Annotated in this window: 8 protein-coding genes; 3 read left to right on the forward strand and 5 right to left on the reverse strand. The window is 72.7% G+C overall.

Annotated elements, in window-relative coordinates:
• Position 1: 1 nt before the first annotated feature.
• Both VIM26_RS05720 and VIM26_RS05725 read right to left on the reverse strand, forming a co-directional pair.
• On the reverse strand, positions 2 to 2,677 hold the full coding sequence (locus tag VIM26_RS05720) for a phosphoenolpyruvate carboxylase (RefSeq protein ID WP_331949384.1): 2,676 nt from the start codon (positions 2,675 to 2,677) through the stop codon (positions 2 to 4).
• Positions 2,674 to 3,720: a Fic family protein gene (locus VIM26_RS05725; RefSeq protein WP_331949385.1), complete on the reverse strand. Its 1,047-nt coding sequence runs from the start codon at positions 3,718 to 3,720 to the stop codon at positions 2,674 to 2,676. Before VIM26_RS05725 ends, VIM26_RS05720 begins: the two co-directional genes overlap by 4 nt.
• A 13-nt stretch (positions 3,721 to 3,733) precedes the next feature.
• Between VIM26_RS05725 and VIM26_RS05730 the strand changes: the two genes are divergently transcribed.
• Positions 3,734 to 3,862, forward strand: a complete 129-nt coding sequence (locus tag VIM26_RS05730) for a hypothetical protein (RefSeq protein ID WP_331949386.1) — start codon at positions 3,734 to 3,736, stop codon at positions 3,860 to 3,862.
• A 47-nt stretch (positions 3,863 to 3,909) separates the two neighbouring features.
• Here the strand turns inward: VIM26_RS05730 and VIM26_RS05735 are convergent, their stop codons facing one another.
• Positions 3,910 to 4,122 carry a hypothetical protein gene (locus tag VIM26_RS05735; RefSeq protein ID WP_331949387.1) on the reverse strand — a complete coding sequence of 71 codons (213 nt, stop codon included), beginning with the start codon at positions 4,120 to 4,122 and terminating at the stop codon, positions 3,910 to 3,912.
• Between the two features lie 107 nt (positions 4,123 to 4,229).
• Here VIM26_RS05735 and VIM26_RS05740 point away from each other — a divergent pair, with 107 nt between their 5' ends.
• Complete coding sequence (locus VIM26_RS05740; protein WP_331949388.1) at positions 4,230 to 4,451, forward strand: three-helix bundle dimerization domain-containing protein; 222 nt, start codon at positions 4,230 to 4,232, stop codon at positions 4,449 to 4,451.
• Between the two features lie 31 nt (positions 4,452 to 4,482).
• On the opposite strand, the gene VIM26_RS05745 is transcribed toward VIM26_RS05740, so the two are convergent.
• Positions 4,483 to 5,826 (reverse strand): M1 family metallopeptidase, encoded by a 1,344-nt coding sequence (locus VIM26_RS05745; protein WP_331949389.1) that lies wholly within the window; start codon positions 5,824 to 5,826, stop codon positions 4,483 to 4,485.
• The gene (locus tag VIM26_RS05750; RefSeq protein WP_331949390.1) at positions 5,823 to 9,713 is read right to left on the reverse strand and encodes a Pls/PosA family non-ribosomal peptide synthetase; all 3,891 of its coding nucleotides are present in this window, start codon (positions 9,711 to 9,713) and stop codon (positions 5,823 to 5,825) included. Before VIM26_RS05750 ends, VIM26_RS05745 begins: the two co-directional genes overlap by 4 nt.
• A 233-nt stretch (positions 9,714 to 9,946) precedes the next feature.
• On the opposite strand from VIM26_RS05750, the gene VIM26_RS05755 reads away from it, so the two are divergent.
• Positions 9,947 to 10,855: a phosphatidylinositol-specific phospholipase C/glycerophosphodiester phosphodiesterase family protein gene (locus VIM26_RS05755; protein WP_331949391.1), complete on the forward strand. Its 909-nt coding sequence runs from the start codon at positions 9,947 to 9,949 to the stop codon at positions 10,853 to 10,855.
• Positions 10,856 to 10,936: the final 81 nt, after the last annotated feature.

The raw sequence follows: 10,936 nt of genomic DNA on the forward strand, positions 1-10,936 counted from the left end.
CTCAGCCCGTGTTCTGCAGGCCGGCGGCCACACCGTTGACGCTCAGCAGCAGCAGCCGGCGCAGGTCGGCGACCTCCTCGGGCGCCACCCCGGCGCGCAGCCGCTTGAGCGCCCGGAGCTGGATCAGGGAGAGCGCGTCGATGTACGGGCTGCGCAGCTGGACCGCGCGACCGAGCACCCGGCGATGGGACAGCGCGCCCTCGCTGCCGGTGATGGCGAGCACCCAGCGACGGGTCAGGGCCATCTCCTCGAGCACGAGGTCGGCCAGGTCCGGGCGGTCGCCGAGCGCCAGGTAGCGCGAGGCGATGCGCTCGTCCGTCTTCGCGAGCGACATCTCCACATTGTCGATCAGCGTGGAGAACAGCGGCCAGTCGGCGTACGCGGCCTGCAGCTCGGCGAGGTCGCCGACGGCGTCGAGCGCGGTGCCGAGGCCGAACCAGCCGGCGAGGTTCGTGCGGGCCTGCGACCAGGAGAACACCCACGGAATGGCCCGCAGGTCGTCGAGCGACTCGATCGACAGCCCGCGGCGCGCCGGGCGGGAGCCGAGCGGCAGCAGGCCGATCTCCTCGAGCGGGGTGACCTCGCCGAACCACTGCGGGAAGCCCTCGGCGCGCACGAGTGTGAAGAACCGGGCCCGCGAGGTCGCGTCGAGCTCGGCGGCGAGCTCCGCGTACCGCTCGGTGGCGGCCGCGTTGCGCTTCTCGAGCGACGGGGAGCCGGCGAGCAGCGTCGCGGCGGCGACCTGCTCGATGTGCCGGGCGGCGATCACCGGGTCGCCGTACCGGGCGAAGATGACCTCGCCCTGCTCGGTGACCTTGAACGTGCCGTCGATGGAGCCGGGCGGCTGCGCGAGCAGCGCCCGGTTCGCCGGGCCGCCCCCGCGCCCGAGCGCGCCGCCGCGGCCGTGGAACAGCGTGAGGTTGATGTTGTGCACGCGCGCCCACTGCGTGATCCGGCTCTGGGCGACGTCGAGGGAGAGCGTCGCGGCGACCGGGCCGACGTCCTTGGAGGAGTCGGAGTAGCCGAGCATGACCTCGACCTTGCGGCCGTTGCTCGCCAGTCGGCGCTGCACGGCCGGCAGGGTGAGCATCGTCTCGAGGATGTCGACGCTCGCCTCGAGGTCCGCGGAGGTCTCGAACAGCGGCACGGCGTCGATGACGGGCGCCTGGTCCGGGTCCGGGAACACCAGGTCGGCGAGCTGGTAGACCGCCGCGAGGTGCTCCGGGCGCTGCGTGAACGACACGATGTAGCGGCGGACCGCCTCGATCCCGTGCCGGCGCTGAACCGCGCCGAGCGCGCGGAAGGTGTCCAGCACCTCGACGGTCTTCGCCGAGAGCGGGCCGTCCAGCCCGTGCTCGGCGATCTCCGCGAGCGCGGCCTCGTGCACCTGGGAGTGCTGGCGGACCTCGAGCTCGGCGAGGTGGAAGCCGAACGTCTGCACCTGCCAGAGGAGCTGCTGGAGGTCGCCGTAGGCGGCCCGGTTGGCGCCGGCGTCGACCAGCGAGCGCTGCACGACGGCGAGGTCCGCCTCGAGCTCGCCGGCGTTCGCGTAGGCGAGATCGGCGTCCCGCAGGCGGGTGGCGGCGATCCGCTCGGCGACGACGAGGACGGCGCTGCGGTGCGGCTCGTTCGGGGAGTCCGCGGCGAGCCGGGAGGTCAGCACCTCCGACAGCTCGCGCTGGCGCTGCCACAGGGTGAGCAGTTCGGGCGAGGCCGGGGTGCCGTTCCCGTCGAGCGTGAGGGCGTTGCCGGTGCGCCGCGTGGCGGCCTCGAGCGCGGTCAGCACATGCTCGGAGGCGATCACGGCCGCGGCGCGGGTGACCTCGGGGGTCACGTTGGGGTTGCCGTCGCGGTCCCCGCCGATCCAGGTGCCGAGCCGCACGAACGGGCGCACGATCGGCGCCTTCGCGCCCGCGGCGTCGGCCTGCAACCAGTCGTCCAGGCGCCGGTAGACCGCGGGGAACACGTCGAAGAACGTCGAGTCGAAGATCCCCATCACGGTGCGGACCTCGTCCAGCACGGTGGGCTTCGCGGCGCGCAGCGGCGAGGTGCGCCACAGCACGTCGATCTCGGCGACGAGGCGTCGCTCGTTCTCCGCGAGGCTCGTGCCGCCGAAGTGCAGCGCGTCCCGCTCCGCGAGCAGCTCGGAGATGCGGCGGATCGCGCTCGCCACGGCTCGCCGGCGCGCCTCGGTCGGGTGCGCGGTCACGACCGGGCGGAACTCGAGCGCCTGCAGGCGCTCGATCGCGGCGTCGAACCCGATCTCCTTGGCCAGCTCGGCGACGGCTGCCGGCAGCGAGTCGTCCGGCGCGAGCTCGTGCGGGGCGAGGACGGACTCCCGCTCGCGCAGGATGCGCACCCGGTGGTACTCCTCGGCGAGGTTCGCCAGGTGGAAGTAGCACGTGAACGCGCGCGCGACCTGCTCGGCACGCTGCGCCGTGAAGCCCTCGGCGAGCGCCTCGGCCTCCTCGAACGCGTCCATGCCCTGCTCGTCGTGCGCGCGGATCGTCAGCTCGCGCAGACGTTCGACGTCGGCGAGGAGCTCGTCGCCGCCCGCCTCGCGCAGCACGGTTCCGAGCAGCCCGCCGAGCAGGCGGACATCGTTGCGCAGCGCGTCGGGTACGTCGTGGCGGGCGAGGCCGCGCCGGACATCCTGCGGTGGGTTGTTGGCAATCACACGTCAGAGAATAGGTCAAGGGCGCTACCGGTGGGCGCAATGCCCATGGTTCGGTCGTCGAAGCGGTTGCCGCTGGACGAGCCGCTCCGCAGGCTCGGATCGCGTCGGGGCGTTCGGCGCTGGGAGCGGGAGGCGAATCGCTCCATCGCTTCCAGCACTTCGCCGGCCTGCCACACCCGGTCCCGTCGCCCGTTGCCGATCTGGGTCAAAATGCCGTCGTCGACGAGCCTGTTGATCGCGAGCTGGGCGTTAGCGCCCGTGACACCCAACGACGCCGAGACGAAGCGCGAGTCCACTGCCGGGCGAGTCATCAGCAGGTCAGCCAGTCGCCACGCGGCCGCACCGCGCCGTGCTTTGATGCTTGTCGACCACTGGTTCCTGGCCTCGGTGATCTCCTCGATCAGCCGCCGCGAGTTGGCGAGCGCAGGAAACACGGCACGGGCCACCTCCTCGACAATGCCGACCGGGTCGCCGCCCCGGAACTGCTCGAGGGCGGAGAAGTACGCCGGGGTGTCGCTCAGGAGGCCGGCAGAGACGGGCACGATCGAGCGTCGAGCCAGCCCGCCACGGCGGAGCATGGCGTGCAGGAGAGCCCGGCCGGTGCGTCCGTTTCCGTCGGTGAACGGGTGGATGTTCTCGAACTGCGCGTGCGCGACGGCGGCCTGGGCCAGCGGGGTGAGGTCCTCGCGCCCGATGAACGCGACGAGGTCGTCCATCACTGCCGGCACGCGCTCGTACCGAGGCGCGACATAGTCGGCGTCGTGCGGGCTGGCTCGCGACCCGCCGATCCAGACCTGGACGGTGCGCCATTGCCCGGCGTCGGTGCGGCGACCCGCCATCAGCGCGCCGTGCATGGCAAGGATCGCCGCTGCGTCGATCCGAGCCGAGACGTCCATCGCGGAGATCATCGCCGTGACGTTCCCGACAATCGCGTCGGCGTTCTCACGGCCCTTTCGTCCGAGCTCGGCCAGGGCGATCGCCTTCGCCGAGGAGGTCAGTTCCTCGATCTGCGAGGAGCTGGCGGCCTCGGCACGGAGCAGCAAGGCGGCGAAAGCCGTGGTCGATCCCAGCGCCTCACCGTCGAACCTTGCAATTTCCGAGCTTGCCTCGTCGACCAAGGCCGTCGTCGCCGTCGGCAAGATCAGGTCGGCGTCGCCGATGACGGCCGGGATGGCCGCCCGGTAGGCGCCGCGGTGGGCACTGCGACCTGGGCGGAACGATCGGATCGCGGCTCAGCCGAGGAACTGGCCGCGGTAGGTCTCGTCGTCGTTCGGGTGGGTGCCCGTCCGGCCGCCCACCTCGTGCACGCTGTAGGTCAGGTTCTCGAGGCCGCCTCGCCGCACCTGCTCCACGGCGTCCCGGACGGCGTCGGACGGATCGCGCCCGGCGGCGGTGATCGCCAAGCGAACGACGTACTTCTTCTCGATCTTCGCTGTCCGAGTCATGAGTCCTCTTCGACCTCATCGCGGCGTGACGCCGGGTGGCAGACCACCGCGGATGCCCGAGTTGCCCGGACCTGTACACAAATCCGCGAGAGGCGCATACTCGGCCGATGCCCCTCATGGACGAGAACCAAGCGATCGAACTGATCTGCGAGCGCCTGTGCGCCCGCTTCCCGGACGTCCCACCCGCGACGGTCCGAATCGTGGTCCAGGAGGTGCATGCCACGCTCATCGGGCGTGTCCGCGACTACATACCGGTGCTCGTCGAACGCGCGGCCAAGGAGCGCCTGGTGAGCATGGCTCACGTGGACCAACTGCGCGCGGTGAGCTGACCGCAGCCGGTCATCAGCGCCGAAGGTCGCGCTAGCGCCGAAGGTCGCTCGCTGGGGGCAGCGCGGCCTCGAACAGCCAGCTCCGCAGCAGCCCGTCCACCGGTCGTCGCGCGAACCGCGCCGCGCTCTGGAGGAACTCCTCGGTGGTCACCGAGCCGTGCCGGTGGGCGCTGCCCCAGGTCCGCAACAGGTCGAAGAACGCGCCGTCCCCCAGTGCGACCCGCAGCGCGTGCAGCGTCAGGGCGCCCCGCTTGTAGAGGCGGTCGTCGAACATCAGCGTCGGGCCCGGGTCGGCGATCACGAGGTCCTGCGGCAGGCGGTCCAGGCGGTCCCAGGCCAAGCGCGCGAGCTCCGCGGCGGTGCGCCCGCCGGAGCCTTCCGACCAGAGCCACTCGGCGTAGCACGCGAAGCCCTCGTGCAGCCAGATGTGCTGCCACCGTGCGACGGTCAGGGAGTTGCCGAACCACTGGTGGGCCAGCTCATGGGCCACCAGGCGCTCCGCACCGCGGCTGCCGTCGAGGTGGTTCGCGCCGAACACCGAGATGCCCTGCGCCTCGAGCGGCATCTCGAGGTCGTCGTCGGTCACGACCACGCAGTACCCCGCGAACGGATAGGGCCCGAACAGCTCCGCGAACACGGCCATCATGTCGGCCTGCCGGGCGAAGTCGTGCGCGAACGCGTCCCGCAGCCGAGGCGGGACCGCGGCGCGCTGCGGGACGGGGCCGTCCGCCGTCGTGAACAGGTCGTACCGGCCGATCTGCACGGTCGCCAGGTAGGGCGCCATCGGCTCCGGCTGGTCGTACACCCAGCGGACCTTGCTCGCCTGGTTGGTCCGCTGGGTCAGCGTCCCGTTGCACAGGACCTGGTACGCGGACTCGGTGGTCACCGCGATCCGGAAGCTGGCCTTGTCCCCCGGCCTGTCGTTGCACGGGAACCACGACGCCGCGCCGTCGGGCTGGGCTGCGACGATCACGCCGTCCTCGAGCTCCTCCCAGCCGACCTCCCCCCACACCCCGACGATCGGGCGGGGCTGGCCGGAGTACTCGACGTCGATCACCAGGGCGCCGCCGACGGCGACGGGGGTCTCGGTCGAGATCGTGAGCTTGCGCGCGCGGTGGCTCCATCGCCCGGCACGGCGGCCGTTGACGAGCACCTTGCCGACCCGCAGGCCCGCGAGGTCGAGCGTGAACCGGGACAGGTCCGCCGTGGCGGTGGCGTGCAACCGAGCCCGGCCGCTGAGCCGGTTGCTCGCGACCCGGTAGTCGAGGTCCAGCTCGTAGCGGGTGACGGTGAAGCCCTCATTGCCGTGACCCGGCAGGTACGGGTCACCGGCCGCCTCGAGGGTGGGCCCGGGCTGGGTCGGCAGCGGCGTCATTCGGTCCTCGGCATCGGGTCGCTCCACGGCGCGGTCGGGTTGCCGGTCCACCGGGTCCCCGCGGGGATGACCTCGCCGCGCAGCACGAGCGAGGACGGCCCGACCGTCGAACCGGCGCCGATGGCGGCCGCGGGCAGGATGACGCCGTGCGGGCCGAGGGTGGACCCGGCGGCGAACGTGACGGTGTCCATGCTCATGACCCGATCATGGAACAGATGGGTCTGCGCGACACAGCCGCGGTTCACGCTGGCCCCGTCGCCGATGGTGATCAGGTCGGCCTCGGGCAGCCAGTACGTCTCGCACCAGACGCCGCGACCGATCCTGGCGCCCAGGGAGCGCAGCCACAGGTTCAGCGCCGGCGTCCCGTACGCGCCGCGCGCGAACCAGGGCACGCCCACCAGCTCCACGAACGTGTCGGCCAGCTCGTTGCGCCACACGAACGAGCTCCACAGCGGGTGGTCCGACGCGCGGATCCGGCCGACCAGCAGCCATTTCGCCGCCGTCGCGAGGACGCACGCCACGACCCCTGCCGCGAGCACGACCGGGCCGGCGAGCACCGCAGCGGCGGCGAGCCCGGCCCCGTCTGCGACGACCTGCAGCGCGATCAGGACGCCGACGGCGAGGCCGACCGTGCACATCACCGGGACCACCCGGAGCAGCTCGAACACCGCGCGGGCCACCCGCAGGCGCGGCGACGGGTCGAAGGTCAGGGACTCGTCGGTCTCCGCGGCGGCGCGGCGCAGCTTGACCGGCGGGGAGCCCAGCCACGAGGTGCCCTTCTTGGCGCGGGCCGGCGTCGCGGACAGCACCGCCACCAGGCCACGCTTCGGGACGGCGCGCCCGGGCGCGATCATCCCGGAGTTGCCCAGGAACGCCCGCTTGCCGACCTTGGCCTTCTCGATCCGCACCCAGCCCTGACCCAGCTCGTAGGAGCCGATCAGGGTGTCGTCGGCGAGGAACGCGCCGGCCCCGACCGTGGTCATCTTCGGCAGCAGCAGCACGGTGGACGCCTCGACGTTGCGGCCGATCTTGGCTCCCAGGGCCCGCAGCCACACCGGGGTGGCTAGGGAGGAGTACAGCGGGAACAGCAGCGTCCGGGCGTCGTCCATCAGCCGCAGCGTCGCCCAGACCTGCCACCCGATCCGGCTGCGCACCAGGTGGTGCCCCTCGCGCAGGCCGACGCCGAGCGCCCGCACGCAGATCAGCGTGAGCAGGGCCAGCACCACGAACATCGTCACCGCGCCGAGCGGCACGAACGTGAGCGCGCCGACGGCGGCCGCCCCCAGCGTCGCGGTGCCGCGAACCCCCAGGCCGACGACGAGCAGCCCGCACACGCCCGCGACGAGCGGCATCGCCGCCATCAGGGCGGCGGTCACGCCGTACAGGGCGACCCACGCGGGCCCGTGCGGGGCATTCTTGTGCGGCCAGTCGTGCCGGGCCGGCGCGGTGAAGACCGCGGGCGAACCCGCCCACAGCTCTCCCGGCGGCACCGACGACAACACCGCCGAGCCGGGCGCCACCTCGGCACCCTCGCCCACGCGCGTGCCCGGCGCCAGCAGGCTGCGGGTCCCGACGGTAGCGCCGGCGTCGACCCGGATCCGGCCCACGTGCAGGACGTCGCCGTCGAGCCAGTGACCGCTCAGGTCCACCTCGGGCTCGATCGAGGCCTCCTTGCCGAGGGTGAGCATCCCGGTCAGCGGTGGGAGGGTGTGCAGGTCGACTCCCGGGCCGATCTTCGCTCCGAGCGCCCGCGCGTAGTAGCTGATCCAGGGTGCGCCGGCCAGGTTCTCGGCGCCCGCCGCGGCCGCGAAGCTCTCCGTGAACCACAGCCGAAGGTGCACCCCGCCGCCGCGCGGGTAGTGCCCCGGCCGCAAGCCGCGGAGCAGCACCCGCGCCACCAGCACGGTGCTCCCCATCCGCCCGAGCGGCGTGATGAGCAGCAGCCAGCCGGCGCCCACCCACCACCAGGAGACCGGGGTCGCCCAGCCGATGCCGGTCGCCGCGAGCAGGTTGTCGATCACGGCCAGCCAGGTCAGCCAGCGCAACCCGGTCAGCACGCTCAACGGCAGCCCGAGCAGGGTCTGGATCCACTGCGCACGACGCGGCGTCGGCGTCACGACCCTGTTCTCAGGGGCGACCGACGGCGCGAACTCGTCGAGCGTGCGGGCCATCGCCCCCAGCCGAGGGTTCTCGTACACGTCGGCTACGGTCACGGTCGGGAATCTGGTGCGCAGGGCCGAGACCAGCTGCGCGGCGCTCAGGCTCCCGCCGCCGTTGTCGAAGAAGTCGTCCTCGACGCCGGTCACCGCGACGCCGAGCGTCCGGGTCCACTTCTCCGCGAGCCACTGGGCCGTCCCCGACAGCGCAGGTGGCTCGCCGGTCCCCTCGAGCCGCTCGAGCGGCCACGGCAGGGCGTCCCGGTCGACCTTGCCCGAACCGCGCGTCGGCATGGCGTCGACCTCGGCGAGCAGCGGGACGAGCGGCGCGGGGAGCCGGGTCTTGAGCTCGGCGCGCGCGGCGGCGAGGTCCAGCGCGACGCCCGGCGCCGCGGCGACGTACCCGACCAGGATCTGGTTGCCCGCCGCGGTCCTGCGAACCGCGGCGGCCGCGGCTGCGACGCCGGGCAGCTGCTGCAGCGCGGTGTCCACCTCGCCGAGCTCGATGCGCCGTCCGCCGAGCTTGACCTGGTCGTCGGCGCGGCCGCCGAATACGAGCCCCTCGGGGTCGAAGCGCACGAGGTCGCCGCTGCGGTACGCGCGCTCCCAGCCGAGGGTGGGGGCGGGGGCGTACTTCTCCGCGTCCTTCGCCGGGTCGAGGTACCGGGCCAGGCCCACTCCCCCGATGATGAGCTCGCCGACCTCGCCCGGAGCGACGTGCTGGCCCTCCTTGTCGAGCACCGCGAGGTCCCAGCCGTCCAGGGGCAGGCCGATCCGCACCGGCTCCACGCCCGTCAGGAGCGCCGCACAGGCCACCACCGTGGCCTCGGTCGGACCGTAGGTGTTCCAGACCTCGCGCCCTTCGACGGTGAGCCGGGCAGCGAGCTCGGGCGGGCAGGCCTCGCCGCCGAAGATCAGCAGCCGGATCCCGCTCAGCTCGTCCGAGCGCCACAGCCCTGCGAGCGTGGGCACCGTCGAGATGACGGTGATGCCCTGCGCGACGAGCCACGGCCCGAGGTCCATGCCGGTCCGCACCAGGGCACGGGGTGCGGGGACCAGGCAGGCTCCGTGCGCCCAGGCCAGCCACATCTCCTCGCACGAGGCGTCGAATGCCACGGACAGGCCCGCGAGCACCCGGTCCGACGGCCCGAGCGGTGCGCCCTGGAGGAACAGCCGCGCCTCGGCGTCCACGAAGGCCGCCGCCGACCGGTGGCTGACCGCGACCCCCTTGGGCGTGCCGGTCGAGCCGGAGGTGAAGATGACCCAGGCGTCGTCGGTCAGGGTCGGCAGGCGCGCGCCGTCGGGGTCGGGCGTCAGGGGCTTGCGATGGTCCAGCACCCCGCCACCGCCGACGACGAGCGCGACGTCAGCCTCGGAGAACACCAGCCGAGCCCGCTCCTCGGGATCATCGACGTCGACCGGTACATACGCCGCGCCCGCGTGCAGCACGGCGAGGATCGCGAGGTAGAGCTCGGCGGTCCCCGACGGGATGCGCACGCCCACCTTGTCGCCGGGGCGGACCCCCGCGGCGGCGAGCTCGGCGGACTTGGCGACGACGGCGGCCATCAGCTCGCCGTAGGTAAGGCTCCGGTCGCCGTCGTCGATCGCGGCGGCATCGGGGTGGGCACTGACCGTGCTCGTGAGGATGTCCAGCAGGGTGCGCGGCGGTGCCGCGTTTCCGGACAGCCGGAACACCTCGGGGTAGGCCAGGTCCTGCACCGGCTCGCTCACGTTCCGCTCACACCTCATGACATTCGTGGTGGCAACCCGTCGCACCCCGACGCATCGTGATGAGCGCAGCCTGCGGTACCGGTTCGCGCAACGCAAGTCCACCCGCGGGCGGCGTCGGCGGTCCGCGCGCACTTCACGCTGTGTTCATGACCCGTGGGGGCCACGGTCGACGGCGTTGCCTACCCTCGCTCCTCGCAGTCCCGCACGTCCGTCCCCCGCCACCAGAGGAATCCATGCGCATCAGACGTACCGCCCTCGCAGCCCTCGCCCTGCTCACGCTGACCGGAGTCGCCGTCGCGCCGTCGGCTCTCGCCGGACCGTCGGCCCTCGCCGCGCCGTCGCCCGCGCCCGCACCGGCGGCGCCGCCGACCGACGTCGTCCTGGGCACTCCCCTCCCTGGTACCCACGCCCACAACGACTACGAGCACGCCCGCCCCTTGTTCGACGCGCTCGAGCAGGGGTTCACGAGCGTCGAGGCCGACGTCTGGCTGGTCGACGGCCAGCTCCTCGTCGGCCACGACCTGGCGGACGTGAAACCCGGCGTCACCCTGGACAGCCTGTATGTCGACCCGCTCGAGAAGCTCGCGAGCGGCCCCGGCCACAGCGTCTACCCGAGGTGGCCCGGCAGCGTCCAGCTGCTGATCGACGTCAAGAGCGAGGGCGAGAGCACCTACGCCGCGGTCGACCGGGACCTGGCGATGCACCCCTCCTTGATGACCCGATACTCGAACGGCCGGACCAACCCCGGCCCGGTGACCGCGGTGATCAGCGGCAACCGCGCGCTGGAGACGATGCGCGCCCAGACCACCCGGTTCGCCTTCTACGACGGGCGCGCCGCCGACCTCTCGACCGGCATGCCGTCGAACCTGATGCCGCTCGTGAGCGACAACTGGACCACCCTGTTCACCTGGCAGGGTGTCGGCCCGATGCCGGTCGCCGAGCGCGCCAAGCTCCGCGCGTTCGTGCGCACGGCGCACAGCCACGACTACCGGGTCCGGTTCTGGGCCACCCCCGACGTGGCCGGCGCCGCCCGGGACGCCGTGTGGACCGAGCTGGCCGACGCCGGCGTCGATCACATCAACACCGACGACCTGGTCGGCCTGAAGAACTTCCTCAACGCCCGCACCCACACCACCCCCTGACCCCCTGACCCCCTGACCCTCACCACCACCACCACCACCACCACTTAACGTCCGAGCGTTGACGTCCTATAGGACGTCAAC

Origin of the sequence: Pengzhenrongella sp., assembly GCF_036565025.1 — a bacterium.
Lineage (GTDB): Bacteria > Actinomycetota > Actinomycetes > Actinomycetales > Cellulomonadaceae > Pengzhenrongella.

Bases quoted from the DNA above. Each gene is read 5' to 3' on its own strand.
- VIM26_RS05745 (WP_331949389.1), bottom strand. From the start codon at position 5,826: ATGACGCCGCTGCCGACCCAGCCCGGGCCCACCCTCGAGGCGGCCGGT.
- VIM26_RS05755 (WP_331949391.1), top strand. From the start codon at position 9,947: ATGCGCATCAGACGTACCGCCCTCGCAGCCCTCGCCCTGCTCACGCTG.
- VIM26_RS05735 (WP_331949387.1), bottom strand. From the start codon at position 4,122: ATGACTCGGACAGCGAAGATCGAGAAGAAGTACGTCGTTCGCTTGGCG.
- VIM26_RS05740 (WP_331949388.1), top strand. From the start codon at position 4,230: ATGCCCCTCATGGACGAGAACCAAGCGATCGAACTGATCTGCGAGCGC.